The sequence below is a fragment of the Streptomyces sp. NPDC030296 genome, from assembly GCF_055572815.1.
Map to the genome: position 1 here is coordinate 42,222 of NZ_JBVICQ010000023.1, position 14,457 is coordinate 56,678.

General features: G+C 73.5%; 12 protein-coding genes. 1 reads left to right on the forward strand and 11 read right to left on the reverse strand.

Annotated elements, in window-relative coordinates:
- Positions 1-4: 4 nt before the first annotated feature.
- The 7 genes from ACZ4Z3_RS39065 to ACZ4Z3_RS39095 all read right to left on the reverse strand — a co-directional run bounded on the left by ACZ4Z3_RS39065 (position 5) and on the right by ACZ4Z3_RS39095 (position 7,899).
- Positions 5-1,564, reverse strand: coding sequence for an NADase-type glycan-binding domain-containing protein (locus tag ACZ4Z3_RS39065; protein ID WP_468505503.1), 1,560 nt, complete (start codon positions 1,562-1,564; stop codon positions 5-7).
- On the reverse strand, positions 1,561-2,118 hold the full coding sequence (locus ACZ4Z3_RS39070; protein WP_107464668.1) for a phage tail protein: 558 nt from the start codon (positions 2,116-2,118) through the stop codon (positions 1,561-1,563). Before ACZ4Z3_RS39070 ends, ACZ4Z3_RS39065 begins: the two co-directional genes overlap by 4 nt.
- 229 nt (positions 2,119-2,347) lie before the next feature.
- On the reverse strand, positions 2,348-4,306 hold the full coding sequence (locus ACZ4Z3_RS39075; protein ID WP_468505504.1) for a putative baseplate assembly protein: 1,959 nt from the start codon (positions 4,304-4,306) through the stop codon (positions 2,348-2,350).
- Positions 4,306-4,740, reverse strand: coding sequence for a GPW/gp25 family protein (locus ACZ4Z3_RS39080; RefSeq protein WP_055539368.1), 435 nt, complete (start codon positions 4,738-4,740; stop codon positions 4,306-4,308). Before ACZ4Z3_RS39080 ends, ACZ4Z3_RS39075 begins: the two co-directional genes overlap by 1 nt.
- 90 nt (positions 4,741-4,830) lie before the next feature.
- Positions 4,831-6,732 (reverse strand): VgrG-related protein, encoded by a 1,902-nt coding sequence (locus ACZ4Z3_RS39085; protein WP_468505505.1) that lies wholly within the window; start codon positions 6,730-6,732, stop codon positions 4,831-4,833.
- Positions 6,732-7,457: a CIS tube protein gene (locus ACZ4Z3_RS39090; protein WP_055712738.1), complete on the reverse strand. Its 726-nt coding sequence runs from the start codon at positions 7,455-7,457 to the stop codon at positions 6,732-6,734. Before ACZ4Z3_RS39090 ends, ACZ4Z3_RS39085 begins: the two co-directional genes overlap by 1 nt.
- A 16-nt stretch (positions 7,458-7,473) precedes the next feature.
- Entirely contained in the window at positions 7,474-7,899 is a 426-nt protein-coding gene (locus ACZ4Z3_RS39095) for a phage tail protein (RefSeq protein WP_055521704.1), read from the reverse strand.
- Positions 7,900-9,121: 1,222 nt separating this feature from the next.
- Between ACZ4Z3_RS39095 and ACZ4Z3_RS39100 the strand changes: the two genes are divergently transcribed.
- Positions 9,122-9,373 carry a hypothetical protein gene (locus tag ACZ4Z3_RS39100; protein ID WP_468505506.1) on the forward strand — a complete coding sequence of 84 codons (252 nt, stop codon included), beginning with the start codon at positions 9,122-9,124 and terminating at the stop codon, positions 9,371-9,373.
- Between the two features lie 2,054 nt (positions 9,374-11,427).
- Here the strand turns inward: ACZ4Z3_RS39100 and ACZ4Z3_RS39105 are convergent.
- The 4 genes from ACZ4Z3_RS39105 to ACZ4Z3_RS39120 all read right to left on the reverse strand — a co-directional run bounded on the left by ACZ4Z3_RS39105 (position 11,428) and on the right by ACZ4Z3_RS39120 (position 14,259).
- The gene (locus ACZ4Z3_RS39105; protein ID WP_099970623.1) at positions 11,428-11,586 is read right to left on the reverse strand and encodes a DUF6760 family protein; all 159 of its coding nucleotides are present in this window, start codon (positions 11,584-11,586) and stop codon (positions 11,428-11,430) included.
- Complete coding sequence (locus ACZ4Z3_RS39110; RefSeq protein ID WP_468505507.1) at positions 11,583-12,167, reverse strand: hypothetical protein; 585 nt, start codon at positions 12,165-12,167, stop codon at positions 11,583-11,585. Before ACZ4Z3_RS39110 ends, ACZ4Z3_RS39105 begins: the two co-directional genes overlap by 4 nt.
- Positions 12,167-12,610, reverse strand: coding sequence for a phage tail protein (locus ACZ4Z3_RS39115; RefSeq protein WP_055522741.1), 444 nt, complete (start codon positions 12,608-12,610; stop codon positions 12,167-12,169). Before ACZ4Z3_RS39115 ends, ACZ4Z3_RS39110 begins: the two co-directional genes overlap by 1 nt.
- A 68-nt stretch (positions 12,611-12,678) precedes the next feature.
- Positions 12,679-14,259 carry a phage tail sheath family protein gene (locus ACZ4Z3_RS39120; RefSeq protein ID WP_468505508.1) on the reverse strand — a complete coding sequence of 527 codons (1,581 nt, stop codon included), beginning with the start codon at positions 14,257-14,259 and terminating at the stop codon, positions 12,679-12,681.
- Positions 14,260-14,457 lie beyond the last annotated feature (198 nt).

Genomic DNA, 14,457 nt, shown 5'->3' on the forward strand with positions numbered 1-14,457 from the left:
CGGATCAGGTGTTGCTGTTGGAGCGGCCGAAGAACTCGATCTCGGCGATCGACACCTGCTTCTTGGCGTCGGCGCCGTACGCGGAGCGCAGGACGAAGCGGACGGCGGTGACCTCGCCGACGCGGAACGTGCGGCGCTGGCCGCCGGCCCCCTGGTCCAGGTTGATGATCCTCGTGCTCTTCGAACCGTCGGCGGCGGTGATCACGGCCTCGATGCGGTGCGGGCGGGCCGACTGCGAAAGCTGGTCCACCTTCGTCGACACACCGGGCGTGATGACCACGTCCAGCAGCCGCGTCGGATGGTCGAACCGGGCCTCCAGCCACTCCCCTTCGCCGGTCTGCGTGACACCCGGCCCCCACCAGGTGTTGTTCAGCTGGTCGAAGGCGAGCCGCGCCCCGTGGTCCGGGTACGAGCGGGACGCCTTCACCCGGTCCGGGCCGATCGGGGCGCGCTTGGCGAAGTGGTCCCGGGTCGCCTGGACGGCGTCGTCGGCGCGGAACGCGAGGGTGACGATCAGGGCGAGCACGAGGGCGCCGACGACCCAGTTGAGGACCCGGCCGAAGCCGCGCCGCAGCCGAGGGCGGTCACCCGCCCAAGGCGCCTCCGCGCCACTGGGGTTGAGCATCCGCCGCCACCAGGGCTGCCGGCCCGGCACCTCCGCGCGGCCCGCCATCGGCATGGCGCAACGCCCGCAGAAGTGCCGGTCGGGCCGGTTGGGGGTCGCGCACCAGGGGCACGGCACACCGCCCACGGTGCCGGTCTCCGGGTCGGGGGCCCGCACCTGGGGCCGCTGCGCGGCGGGCCGCCCCGGCAGCACGGGCGCGACGGCCGGCTCCGCGGCGGGCCGGGTCGTCGGATCGGCCACGGGGACGAGGAGGGAGCGGGCTCGGTCGGAGGCGGTGGGGGCGGGAGCAGGGGAGGGTTCCGGTGAAGGGGAGGGGGCCGCGGGGTGGGGGGCGGTGGGTGCGGTCCGGGGGGTGGCCGCGGAGGCGGAGGGCGACGGGGTGGGGGTGGTGTCGGTGGGCGCGGGCGTGGGCGCCGGTTCCGTGGTCGGGGTCGCCGTGGGGGTGGTCGTTGCGGCGGGCGCGGGCGCGGGCGCGGGCGCGGGCGTGGGCGTGGGCGTGGGCTCGGGGGACGCGGGGCGCTGAGGGGTGCGGCGGGCGGCCGGGCCGGCGTCGGCGCGGGCCGGGGTCGTGTCGTGGGCCGTGCGGGCGGTGCCCGTGCCGGCGCCGGGGCGGGCGAACGCGTCCCACGCCGGTTCCGTGTCGTCCGGGCCGCGTTCGCGGTCCCCGTCGGCCGGGGACCGGCCGGGAGCTGCGTCGTCGGCGTTCCGGCGGGCCGGAGCCCGGTCGGGTGCGCGGTCCGTGTCCTGCTGGGCCGGGGCCCGGTCGGACGCCGGGTCGGTGGTCCTGGGGGCCGGGGGTTCGTCCGTGGGGGTGGGGGTGGGGGTGGACCAGCCGAGTACCGCGCCGCAGGCGTCGCAGAAGGACTGGCCGGGCTCCCCGCGGGTGCCGCACTCGGCGCAGCTGCGGGCCCGGCCCGTGTCGGGGGTCTGGCTGGTCATGTCTCGGGCGTCCTTTCGGCGGCGGTCACGTGGACCGTGTAGGGCATGTGGGCGGGGCGGGCGGCGGCCACGAGGGCGTCCAGCCGGTGTTCGTCCGCGCGGGTCGGGTTCGGCAGCCGCAGCGACACGCGCAGATGGGGGCGGCGGTCGCCGGGGACCGGGCCCAGCGGGCGGGCGTCCCAGTCGGCGCCGCCGCTCTCGCTGATCTCCGGTTCCACGCCGAACACCAGCCGTACGGCCTCGGACAGTCCGCGCCTGGTGCCCCGTACCCGGTGCAGATACGCGGCTGCGGCGACGGCCGCGCGCAGCCGGGCCTCCGGTTCCGTGCCGTCGGTCTCGGCGCCGACCCAGCCGGCCAGCCACCGCGTGAAGTCCACCGGGGCGAGGGCGGGCGTGAAGTAGGAGTCCAGGTTGTCGAGGACGGCCAGGACGGGGGCGAGGACCTCGTCCAGGCCGGCGACGAAACGCTGCGCGAGGTCGTCGTCGGCGAAGACGGCCGGGAGCATGTGGCCGATGGGGGAGGACGACCCGAGGCCGTCTATGGAGCCCCTCATGGTGTGGCCCCGCCGCTGTACGTGCCGCATGCTTCCACGGCGCCCGGCGCTGCCCGCTGTGCCCACCCGCTCCGCCCCGCGGAACGACTGCCCACAGCGGTGACCGACACGGGAAGGGCCGCCGGCAGGAGCGGTGGCGGCGGGAGCGGCGGCGCCGGCGGCCGGAGTGGCGCCGTGTCCCGAAGTGGCGACGATGGCCGGGGTGGCGACGACGGCCGGGGCGGGGTGCTCACTGGTTGTCCCCGATCACTCGGACCCGGTGGTCGAAGGAGAACACCAGGGACGGCGGGCTGAGGTCGATGCGGTCGGTGGGATCGCCCCGTTTGCCGGTCAGCGGGTCCGCGGGGTGGAGCCGGACCTCGTCGACGAGTTCGACGCCGGGCACGCGCTGGAGGACGGCGAAGACCTCCCCGGACTGGACGGGGCGGCCGAACGGCCAGCCCCGGCCGTCGGCGCCGCCGGTCAGCGGGTCGAGGTGGCGGTAGAGGGCGTCGTGGGCCTGCCGCCGGACCCGGTCGGTGTCGGCGCCCCGGAAGGCGTGCACCGTGGCGACGACGGTGACCCCCTGGTAGAACGGCGGCCCCACCGCCAACCGGGTGCCGATCAGGCGCCGTTCGTCGAGATGCCGGGTGATGCGCCGCAACAGCCCGTCACCGGGCACGAGTTGCTCGAAGCGCAGTCGGCCGCCGGGGTCGGGTACGGCCTGCGGGACCACCAGGACCCGCACCGCGTACGCCCCGTGCTCGCCCTCGTCGCCCTCCAGACACGTGATGCGGGCCGTGTCGGGGGCGGCGCGCCGCGCGAGTTCCTCGTAGTCCCGCAGGGTGACCGCGCGTTCCTGGGCGCGCAGGGTGATGGGCGCCCGGACCTTCGCCTCCTCCACCGTCTCCCCGTCGACACCGCCGCGCGCGGCCTCCCGGTTGACGACCTCGGAGACGTACGGGATGGAGGTGCGCAGGACCTGTACGGCACCCCGGGCGACGTTGCCCGCGCGGCCGCCGCCGGTGCGGTAGCGGCGGGCCCGGATGACGGCGCCCTTGGGTGCCACGGCCCCGTACTGGCGCAGGGTGCCGTCGGGTTCGCGGACCGCCGGGCCGAAGGCGATCTCACCGGTGGCGGCGTCGAGGGTGATGTGCCGGTCGTGCGGGGTGGACGCGGCGAAGGAGGGCACGACGTCCCAGTCGGTCCAGCCCTCGTGCTCGGCGGTCTGCAGCACCACCGGCGGAGTGTCGCCGACGACCGGCGCGTGGGCCAGCCGCAGCCGCTGGCCCGGCAGCCCCGTGGACTCGCCGAGCGCCTCGTCGTACACCGTCTCCGCGTGCACGGCCGTGGTGGTCCCGCCGAGGGTGAACGCCTCGGCGGCGCGCACGGTCGGGGAGGTGGTGTAGAAGGGCTGGCCGGGGAGGGGCTCGGTGACCCGGCAGCGCAGCCAGCCGGCCTCCTGGCCGCCGGTGCGGGACAGGGTGTGGCCGCCGGGCATGTGCAGGACGACGGCGCCGGGCCGGTTCAGGCCGCCCGTGCCGTCCCGGTCGACCTCGCACGCGGCCCAGCCGTCCTCCGTCCACGCCTCCCACACCAGTGGCGGCTGCCGGGGGTCCACGCCGACACCGTCGACGCGGCTGTCCAGTTCCAGCGCGACCGCGCACGACGGGACCGCCGCGCTCAGACCGAGCAGCATGCAGTCGCCGGGCCGGGGGGCCTCCGCGAAGCACATCAGGTCCTTGCCCTCCGCGAGGTCGGCGGTCCGGTCGGTGACCGGCTCACCGCTCAGCTGCACCACCAGATGCCGCAACTCGCACGGCACGACGGTCAGTTCGCGCTCGGTGGCGAAGACCACCGCCTCCTCGCTCTCGGTGCGCACGGTGGCGACCTCGGTGCCGAGGGGCATCAGCACCGGCTCCTCCTGCGGCGCGGAGAGCCAGAACGTGACGTCCGTACGGGCGGCGGACGGCGGGAACAGCGTGATGCCCACCAGGTCCAGGAAGGCGAGGTGGTTCTTCTCCGGCACCCGGTTGAGCCGGTAGACGATCTGGTCGGCCATGTGGGCCACCGTCTCCACGAGGGTGACACCGGGGTCGGAGACGTTGTGGTCGGTCCACTCCGGGGCGCGCTGCTGGATGTAGCGCTTGGCGTCGTCGACGAACTGCTGGAAGCGGCGGTCGTCGAGGTTGGGGGAGGGCAGGGCCATCAGCGGTCGCTTTCGGGAGCCTCGGACGTCACGTCCGGCTCGTCGTGGGAGGGGATGACATAGAACGGGAAGACCAGGCTGCGCGGGTTGTTGGTGCCGCGGATCGCGTAGCGGACGTCGATGAAGAGCACGCCCTGCTCCGCGCCGGCGGTCACCTCCACCTCGCTGACCTCGATGCGCGGCTCCCAGCGGTCGAGGCTCGCGTACACCTCGTGCTGGATCCGGCCGGCGGTGGCCTCGTTGACCGGGGCGAACACCAGGTCGTGGATGGCGCAGCCGAACTCGGGGCGCATGGGCCGCTCACCGGGCGCGGTGGCGAGGATCAGCCGGATCGCCTCCTCGATCTCGCGCTCCCCGCTGACCAGGGCGATGCCTCCGGTCGGCCCGATGCGCAGCGGGAACGCCCAACCGGACCCGACGAACTGCTCGGCCATCTGCGGGCCGGCCTCCCTTCCTGACGTACGTGTGTGTCTGCGGCGCTTCGAGCGCGGACGCGTGTGACGTCCTGGCGCCGTTCTCGGCCCTCACCCGAACGGGTACTTGATCTGGTTGACGAAGAACCCGCCGAAGATGTCGACCTTGACGGCCTTGAGGCCCAGCTGGCCCACGGCGTTGATCTGCACGGTCCCCGCCGCGTTGACCGTCGTCGCGCCGGTCGCGCTGAGGTTGAGGGCGCCCATCGCGGACACGTTGACGGCGCCGGCCAGCGAGCGCAGACCGACCAGCCCCTGACCCTGGAGGGTGAGCGGCCCGCCGCTCCTGATGGTCACGGACCGCCGCCCGCTCAGCGTCAGATCCGTACCGGCGTTCACGGACACCGAGGTGCCGCCCTTGATCCGTACGGCGCCCTTGCTGTCCACGGTGATCTCGGTCTTCGTCCGGTCCAGGTTGACGATCAGCCGGTCGTTGCCGGTGGCCAGCCGCACGCCCTGCTTGCGCAGACCGGTCTGCTGGCTGAGCAGGTCCACCCGGTTGCCGTCCCGGTCGGACAGCGTGTGCCGGATCGCCTTCTTCTTGACCGGGTCGTGCAGCCACACGTCCTTGACGGGCGTCGGCTTGTCGACGCCGTTGTAGAGGCCGCCGATGACGAACGGGTGGTCCAGCGTGCCCCGGTCGAAGGCGACCAGCACCTCGTCGCCGACGTCCAGCGGGAAGATCCCGCCGCCGCCCTTGCCGCCCAGCTGCACCGTCCGCGTCCAGTCGCTGACGTAGGTGTCGTCCAGCCACGGGAACTGGAGCTTCACCCGCCCCTGCTTCAGCGGGTCCGCGACGTCGGTGACCAGCGCGTTGGCCACACTGGGCAGCCTCGGGGCCGCCGCGGAACCCCCCGAGGTCAGGCCGAACAGGGAGCGCCACTGGCGGCCGCTGACCGTCACGAACGTCTCGTAGTGGCTGCCGTCGCCGAAGGTGTGCCGTACGGCCGTGCACGTGTACTTGCCCTCGAAGGGTGTGCCCACGTCGGTCAGCGTGATCGGCACCCCGGGCCGCAGCTCGGGGTTGCCGCGCACCGTCACCTCCAGTTCGGCGAACGCGGAGGTGATGTCGTCGGCGAGGGAGCTCGCCGCGTGCGTGACCTCGGCCTGGACGTCGTACGGATGGTCGGTCTCGACGAGCTTCGCCGCCTTGAACGGGTTCGCGGCCTTCCGCGGGGTGGTGCCGATGGCGACACCGGGGCTGGTGGCCGCCCTCGTCGTCGCCGTGAGCTTCTTCTTGGTGGTCACGTTCCAGCCGCGCGCCTCGACCTTGTCGACCTGGTCGGCGGCGGTCACGGCGGCCCGGCAGCGCAGCACGTCGACACCGGCCTGGAACACGAAGGGACTCTTCTCGCCGGGGGTGCTCGTCGCGGGCGCCCCCGACGCCGGCTTCGGCTCGACGAACTGGAACTTCCCCTTGGAGTCCAGCGACATCACCATCTCGTTCTCGTCGGCGAGCCGCGCCAGGAAGTCCCAGTCGGTGACGTTCGACTGGCTGATGAACTCGTAGACCGTCTTCGTGCTCTGGATCCGCCCGACCGGGATGCCGTTCGTCGAGGCCAGCTTGCGGGCGATGTCGGCGGCCGTCTGGTTGCGGTACGCGGCCACCCTGCGCACCCGCATCAGCCGGTGCCCCGGGTCGTAGCCGCGGACGACGGTGAACGTGCCGGTGCCGTCGTAGTCGGTCTCCATCCCGGTGACCTCGCCGGTGAGCAGCGGGGAACCCGCGCCCTTGCCGTCGGCGACGGACGCGATGACCACCAGCGAGCCGAACCTGATGTTCAGCTTGCCGAGCAGCAGCCCGTGCGGGTCGCGGAACGTCAGCCGGAACGCTCCGGGCACCCCGGCCCCCAGGTCGACCCAGCCGCCGACGAGCAGATCGGCGTACTCGGTCGGCAGCTTGTTGCCGTCGATGGTGACGTGGACGACGTTGGAGTGGGACGGCTTCACCATCAGAGACCCACCTCCTCGGCGGCCGGGAGGACGAGGACCACGCCGGTCGTCAGCCGGGTCGGGTCGTCGATCCCGTTGGCCTCGGCGATCGCCCGCCACGCCGCCGCGTTCCCGTACTCCCGCCACGCCAGGGACTGCAACGAGTCACCCGCCACCACCCGGTGCACGCTCCGCGCGGTCAGCGCGCCCGAGGTCGGGTTCTGGCCCTTGGTCTTGGTGGGGATCTCGTGCAGCCGGACCTGACAGGTGGCCCGGATCGGCACGCCCGTCGTCCCGAACAGGGAGTACGTGGCGTCCACGGAGCTGACGTACGCCGTGAACCGGGCCGTCGAGAACGCCCCCCACTGGAACTCCACCCACGGCGGCGAGGGCTGCTTCGCGGCGATGCTCTTCGACGTCACCTCACAGCACCCCATCAGCGACTCCACCTTCTTCAGCACCGTGGTGGCGCCCGGCTTGGCGGAGGAGTCCAGGAAGATCTCGACGGTCATCTCACGGGGCTCCGGCCCCATGAACTCCGGGACGGAACCGTCGCGTACCGCCGCCGTCGGCGTCACCTTCCACTGGGCGCGCCGGCTCAGCTGCAACTGCGCCGGGTTGAAGTCGAAGGCGAACGTCTCGATCAGCGCGCCCTTGCTGGTGCTGGTGCCGACCGGCGGCTCGTGGATGGCGAGCGTGGCGCGCACGAGGCTCTTGCCGGCGCCGCCCTTGGTGCCCCTTGCCATGTCGTGTCCGCCCCCTTCAGTCCGTGAACCCGTGGTGGGTGATCTCCAGGACCTCCGTGGCGACGCTCGGGTTGGCCGGGTCCAGGGTGGGGCCCTGCCAGCTCACCGGCAGCACGTCGATCAGCCCCCAGTGCGCGACCTCCGAGCCGTCCGCGCGCAGCGCGGCGATCTGCGCGGTCGGCCGCTTCACGCCGGTGGCGACGGACGAGATCCACGCCGCGACCTTCGCCGTGTCCGGCGTCAGCGGCCTGGTCAGCCGGATGGTGGAGAAGGTGACACGGGACGGCAACTGCCAGACGAACCCGTTGTTCCCGCCCTCCTGACGGTGCTCGATCTCCACCGTCGACGAGAGTCCCTCGCACCCGTTGAAGTACCCGAGGCTCTCGCCGTCGATGGTCAGCGTGAAGAAGATGGTGGAGCCCGGGTCGAGATCGCGGGACATCGGGGGCGGCCTTTCTGGGGGCTTCGGGCGGGTGGTGCGGGGTCAGTGGCGGGGGTCGCGGAGTCTGCCGATGCGTTCGCGGTCGAGGCGGAGTTCGGTACGGACGAGCCGGGTGATCCGGCCGATCAGCCGGTGCGTCAGCTCGTCCAACTGGAAGTCGCTGAGCGCTCGGGGGTCGAACTGTCCCTTGGGGACGGCGACGTACTCGGGAGGGGCGTCGGAGGTACCGGCGGATGTGTCGGTCCCGGCGGCCGTGGCTTTGGTTGTGGTCGCGGCTTGGGCTGTGGGGCCGGGGGTGGTGCGGTGGGCGGCGACCGGGGAGACGGCGGTGGTGGTTTGGGCGGGGGTGGGGTGGAGGGGGTTGCGCTGGAGGGGGGTGGGTTTGGGGGCGGGGGTGCCGGGCCGCGGGCTGTTGGTCGGGGGTTCGGGTGACTGTGACTGTGACTGTGACTGCGGCTGCGGCTGCGAGGGCGTGGAGGTGTGGGGCTTGAGGGGGCTTCGCTGGATGACCGGCGGGGTGGGGCGTGCGCTCGGCCGTGTGGCGGGTGGGGGAGGGAGTGCCGGCGGGCTGCCGGGGAGTGGTGGAGGGGTCGGGCGGGGGCGCTCGGCCCTGGCGGCGGAGAGGCGTTGGATGGCAGGGGCTGTGGCAGGCGTCTGGGTCTGTGGGGTGCCGTGCTGGGGGGCGGGGCGGCGCAGGGGTACGGCACTGGGGGTGGCGGTGGCACTGCGCTGGACGGCGGGGCGTGTCGCGGGGGGCATGGACGGGGCGAGGGCGCGGGTGGGGGTCAGGGGGCGGACCGGGGGTGGTGTGGTCGCGCGTTGGACCTGGGGGTGGGGTTGAGGTGTCGGGGTGGGGGGCGGTGCGGCTGGGGCTGTGGGGGTGCTTGCTGCGGGGGTGCCTGCTGCGGGGGCGGTCGGTGCGGAGACGGCCGACACGGGGAGCGGAGACTGCTCGGGGGTCGTGGAGGAGGCCGTGGTGGGTGCGGGCGTTCGGGGGGCGTGACTGGCTGTGGTACCGGCCGCTGCTGTGGGGGTGGGGGTGGGGGTGGGGGTGGGGCCCGCCGGTGACGGTGACTTCTTGGTCGGCGTCGGCTCGGGGAGCTGGGGAGTTGCCTGGGGGGCAGGCGACGGCACGTCGACGGAGGTCGGGGCGCCGAGGCCCATGCGCCGGGTCCGGCCGGTGGTGCTCCGCTGTAGGGGGCGGGGGGCCGGGAGAGGAGGAGTGCTGGGCGCGGTGGTCGTGCTGTCGGGCGTGGTGGAGCTGGGCGAGGGGGCGCCGTGCTGCTGGGGCGTGGACCTCTGGACGCTCGGCTTGGTGCCGTCGGGTACGGCGGTCATGGCACGGGGGCCTGCCGGTGTGGCGGCGGAGGGGGCGGCCGTTGAGCCGGTGGTCGGTGCGGCCGGGGTGGTCGGTGCGGTCGGTGTGGCGGCAGGGGCACCGGACGAGGTATTCGGGGTGACCGTCGACCGCTGAACGCTGAGTGCGGCGTCGGGGGTTGGCGAGAGGTGAGGACGCGGGGCGTTCACCTTGCCGTTCGAGCCGGTCGGCGCCTGACGGCCGGGGGCGGTCGTCGAAGGTGTGGGAACGGTTGCCGTTCGAGCAGGCTGAGGCTGCGCGCCGGTGGTGGATTCGGCCGACGTACGGTTGCCGGGAGCCGCGCTCCGCTGGACGTCCAGTCGTCCGCCGACGGGGCCCTTCGCCCCAACGCCGGGTTGCCGCACGCCGTTGCCGTTGTCGTCGCTGCCGGTCGAGTCGGCGGAGGCAGGCGGCGTACCCATCGGGTGGCTCGACGCCCGCTGGACGTCGGCCACCTGAGGGCTCGGCGCAGCCGCCCCCATGCCGCTGTCGCCCCCTCGTGCTGTGTACGGGACGGTCGGGACCGGCGTACCTGGGCGGGGCCTGCCCTCCGAACCGCCGTTGAGCTGAGGGGCCGTCGGCCCGCGTTCCTCGCCCACGGCTTCGCTACGCACTGGCTGCGCATCGCTGGGGCCGGTCGCTGGGCGAGCGGGTTCACGCGTCGCCCGCTGAACCGTGGCCCCCGCACGGCTGCCCTCGGCGACGGGCCCGCCAGGGCCGGTCACCATGCGGTCGGAAGCAGCGGCCGACGTGCCGTCGGGAGCCGCATCGGACCGCCCACGGAACACGGCAGCCGGGCCACCGGGGCTCACCCCCGCCCCACCGGAATCGACGGTCGAGCGCTGGACACCGACACCGGTGCGCCCCGCCGTGCCGGCACCGCCCCCCGTGGCAGCGCCACTTGCCGCCGCGCCACCAGCCGGGGCCACCCCCCTGCCGGCCGCTCCGGTGTCGCGCCCCAACGGCGAGGTGCCCGAACCGCTCGGCGACACCATGTCGCCGCCGACCGGCGCACTGGCCGAGACGCCGACCGGCGCACTGGCCGAGACGCCGAAGCGGTCACCCGGAACTCCGGTCATGGAGCCGTTGCCAGGACCAGGACCATGCGTCACGGCCGTCAGAGAGCCGTGGTCTGGAACATCCGACGTCGAGCCGTTGCCCGCGACGCCCGGTGGGGTGGAGCTGTCGCCCAGTACGCCGACCGTCGTGGAGCCCTCGCCCGCAGCGCCCGAGGCAGCGGGGCCACTCGTCGCCCCACCCGGCCCCGGCCCCTGGCGCCGTACCGCCGGAAGCGCGCGCCGCTGTACGGCGGGGGCTGCGGTGCCCTTCGTCAGCAGAGGGGGCCGAGACGCGTGTGGACGGGCAGCCGGAGTCACCGGAATGACGCGGGGCCCCACGGGCCGGGACGCCCGGACGGAATGAGCGCGCTCCGCACGCTGTACCGACCGCTCCGCACGCTGCACCGCCCGACCACCGTCAGCCGCCCGCCTGTCCACAGCCGGCCGCCCACCTTCGCTCGGCCGCCCACCTTCGCTCGGCCGCTCAACCCCGGCCGGCCGCACCTCACCGGGCGCAGCGCTGATCGGCTCGCCGTACGTGTCGCCGTACGTGCCGGTGTCCACGTCGTCGTACACGTCGGCGAGCGCCTCCCCGGCCGTGCCGAAGCCCCGCCCCTGGCCCGAGGGCTCCGCGTCGGCCCTCACCACGGGCAAAGTGAGCGCGGGCAGTTCCAGCCCGGACGTGGGCCGTGCCGAGGTCGTGAGGACGTCCTTGACCAGTCCGCTGGGGGCGTCGGGCAGGACGGCGTGCGACAGCGACCCGGTGAAGGACGGGTTCTGCCAGGTGGTCAGCCGCCCGCCGAAGCCGGCGTCGGCGACAGCCGCGTCGCGCACGGCGGCCCGCTGGATCGGCGCCAACCGCACCCAGCCCGCCACCGAAACCCCGGAGCCCCCCGCAGGCCCCGAACCCTCCGCGGGCCCTGAAGCCCGCACAAGTCCAGACCCCCCGGAACCCGTCGAATCTCCAGAACCCACCGAACTCCCGGAACCCGCCGAACTCCCCCCGACGTCAGCCCCGCCCTCCACGGAACCGCGCCCGGCAGTCCCCTGCCCCCTGTGGCCCCGACCCGCAGGACCCGAACCACCCCTGAGGCGGTCGAAGAAGCCCACCGCTCAGACCTCCGCCCCGCCCCTGGTCACCAGGGACGCGATCTGTTCCGTGAAACGGCGGCGGTCGGGGTGTTCGAGGTCCAGGATCTCCTCCAGGCTCCAGTGGAAGTGGTAGGCGACGTACGCGATCTCCTCGTGCAGCCGGTCGGTCGCGTACGTCACGATTCCCCCAGGCGGCTCCCGCCGAGCTCGACCTCGAAGGGCTCGGAGCAGTGCGGGCACTCCACGGCGGCACGGGTGTGGCCCTCCGCGTTGACCTGGCGGTAGAAGTCCTGGAGGAACGCCAGGTCGGAGGCGAACATGTTCTCCACGATCCCGTCGTGCACCATCGGCAGCGTGCCGAGCCGGGTGATGACCCGGCCCAGCAGCACCACCGACAGGTATGCCGGGTTCTCCTGGACGCGGACGTCGCGCAGCGGGATCAGCTCGTCCCGGGCGGTCGCGAGACGCATCACGCCGTCCCGGTGGACCGTCCCGGACTCGTCGACGTAGCCGCGCGGCAGCTCGAAGGGGAACTCCGTCCGCAGCTGCTGCCGCACCACCACCGGCTCCGGCACGGATGCCGGCCCGGGGGCGGAGGCGGAGGTGGGGGCGAAGGCACCGGGAGCGGCCGGGGCGTCCGCCACAGCCGCCGACCCCGGGCCCATCCCTGGGCCCGACCCCGGGGCCATGCCCGGATTCATCCCCCCGCCGGGACCCGCCGCAGGCGCCCCCAGGGCCGTACGTCCTGCCGTACGCCGCATTACTCGATGACCAGTTCTTCGAAGACGATGGTCACGGTCTCGGTGAGCGCGGACGCCTCGCCGGCCTTCAGGGTGCTCGCGTCGACCTTGCTGCACCAGGCGTTGCGCATGTTGTAGCGCTTCACCGGGTTGTTCTGGAAGTCCATCATGATGATCGACGCGTTCTTGCGGGCGGAGCTCATCTGTCCGGCGATCGAGTCGTTGATCCACTGCGTGAACGAGGCGGACTGCGTCATGCCGCGCACGACGGTGCACTGCCCGCTCCGCTGCACACCGGGCAGGAGGTTGACCTCGGGGCGGCCCTGCGCGGAGTTCTGCTGGTAGGTGATGACGTCCTGCTCCAGGGAGAGGCCGCTGACCTCGGCGAGGTACTCGACCATCACCCCGTCGATCTGGAGGCCGAAATTGTGTGAGGTGAGGCTGTCTGCCTGCATGAGACTCATGGGTTCGCTGTCCTTCTAAGAAGTCGCGTCGGAGAGGGAGGGGGCGGGCTGGTGCGGAGGGCGGACGCCTACTCCTCCAGCTCCCCGCTGCCGCTGGAGAACTGGGCCAGCCGGAAGATCACGAACTCGGCGGGCTTCACCGGGGCGATGCCGATCTCGCAGATGACCCGGCCGAGGTCGACCGACTCCGGCGGGTTGGTCTCCTCGTCGCACTTGACGTAGAACGCCTCCTCGGGCCGCTGGCCGAAGAGGGCGCCGCCGCGCCACTCGTTGACGAGGAACGCCGAGACGTTGCGCCGGATCCGGGCCCACAGGGCGTGGTCGTTCGGTTCGAACACCACCCACTGGGTGCCGATCAGGATCGACTCCTCCAGGTAGTTGAAGTACCGGCGGATGTTCAGATAGCGCCAGGCCGGGTCGGAGGACATCGTGCGGGCGCCCCAGACGCGGATGCCGCGGCCGGGGAAGGCGCGGATGCAGTTGACGCCGACGGGGTTGAGGAGGTCCTGCTCGCCCCGGGTGATCTGGAGTTCGAGGTCCACCGCTCCGCGTACGACCTCGTTGGCGGGCGCCTTGTGCACACCACGCTCGAAGTCGTTGCGGGCCCACACGCCGGCGACGTGACCGCTCGGCGGGACCGTGCGGGACTGGCCGGACGCCGGGTCGAAGACCTTGATCCACGGGTAGTAGAGCGCCGCGTACTTGGAGTCGTACCCGGCGGTCTCCTGCCGCCAGACCCTGATCTGCCGGGCGTTGAGGCCGGGCGGCGGGTCGATGACGGCGACCCGGTCGCCCATCAGCTCGCAGTGCGCGATGAGCCCCAGCTGGACCGCCTTGACGGCCTCCAGGTCGATCGCGCCGCGCTGGTAGGCGGCCATCAGGTCGGGCACGGCCACCATGGAGATCTCGTCGACCGCCTCCAGGCCCCCGAAGCCGGTGCGGTCGGCGGAGTCCCCGAGGTACTCGCGCGGGCCGGGGTGCGTCTCTTCCGCGCCGGTCGCGGCGGGCGCCGGGGCGGGAGCGGCGGGGGCCGCCAGCGCCACGGTCTGGTTGTCGGGGCGCACGAGCTGCGCGGCGGGCGCCGCCTCCTGGAGGGAGATGAGCTTGGAGCGCTCCTTGACCTGGGTGACGACGTAGTTCCGGCCGCCCTTCTTGGCCGTCACGTCGAAGGTCTCCACCGCCTTGTCGCCGTCCTTGACGACCAGCCGGAACCGCTCTGCCGGGCCCTCGCCCTCCGGGTCGGTGACCTCGACGCTGAGCGAGCCGCCCGCGACGGCGGCCACGGTGAAGGTGCCCAGCCGCTGCGGCTCGCCCGCCGGGAGGGCCGCCGGGGCGGCGGAACCGGTGACGGCGGCCGGGGTGCCGCTCCCGGCCGCCCCACCGTCCGTGCCGCCGACACGGACGACATACGCGGCGCTGCCGCCGTTGTTGAAGAACCCGTACACCGAGTGCGCCAGGTAGTACCCGTCGGTGAACTCACCGAAGGCGGCGACGTACTGGGACCAGTTGGTCACCAGGGTCGGCTCGTTCAGCGGGCCGGTCGGGGCCAGGCCGACGAAGGCCGCCACCGAGGTCCCCACCCCCTCGATGGGGCGCGAGCCGCTGGCCACCTCCTCGACGTAGACGCCGGGCGACAGGTAGGACGGCATGCTCTGCGCTCCTCGGGGTACGAGACAGTTCGTCTGTCACCCTCACGCGCGAAGCGCGTCCCCCGAAACGTCCTCCGGTGCCTGTCCGGGGGCATTCCCGTTGCCCGCAGGGGCATCCCGCCGTGCCTGGGTGACCGCCCGCCCACCCGCTCTGCCCGCGAGGCTGCCCTCACGGCTCTCCCACGGCCGGGCGCCCTC

Bases quoted from the DNA above. Each gene is read 5' to 3' on its own strand.
- ACZ4Z3_RS39065 (WP_468505503.1), bottom strand. From the start codon at position 1,564: ATGACCAGCCAGACCCCCGACACGGGCCGGGCCCGCAGCTGCGCCGAG.
- ACZ4Z3_RS39070 (WP_107464668.1), bottom strand. From the start codon at position 2,118: ATGAGGGGCTCCATAGACGGCCTCGGGTCGTCCTCCCCCATCGGCCAC.
- ACZ4Z3_RS39075 (WP_468505504.1), bottom strand. From the start codon at position 4,306: ATGGCCCTGCCCTCCCCCAACCTCGACGACCGCCGCTTCCAGCAGTTC.
- ACZ4Z3_RS39080 (WP_055539368.1), bottom strand. From the start codon at position 4,740: ATGGCCGAGCAGTTCGTCGGGTCCGGTTGGGCGTTCCCGCTGCGCATC.
- ACZ4Z3_RS39085 (WP_468505505.1), bottom strand. From the start codon at position 6,732: ATGGTGAAGCCGTCCCACTCCAACGTCGTCCACGTCACCATCGACGGC.
- ACZ4Z3_RS39090 (WP_055712738.1), bottom strand. From the start codon at position 7,457: ATGGCAAGGGGCACCAAGGGCGGCGCCGGCAAGAGCCTCGTGCGCGCC.
- ACZ4Z3_RS39095 (WP_055521704.1), bottom strand. From the start codon at position 7,899: ATGTCCCGCGATCTCGACCCGGGCTCCACCATCTTCTTCACGCTGACC.
- ACZ4Z3_RS39110 (WP_468505507.1), bottom strand. From the start codon at position 12,167: ATGCGGCGTACGGCAGGACGTACGGCCCTGGGGGCGCCTGCGGCGGGT.
- ACZ4Z3_RS39115 (WP_055522741.1), bottom strand. From the start codon at position 12,610: ATGAGTCTCATGCAGGCAGACAGCCTCACCTCACACAATTTCGGCCTC.
- ACZ4Z3_RS39120 (WP_468505508.1), bottom strand. From the start codon at position 14,259: ATGCCGTCCTACCTGTCGCCCGGCGTCTACGTCGAGGAGGTGGCCAGC.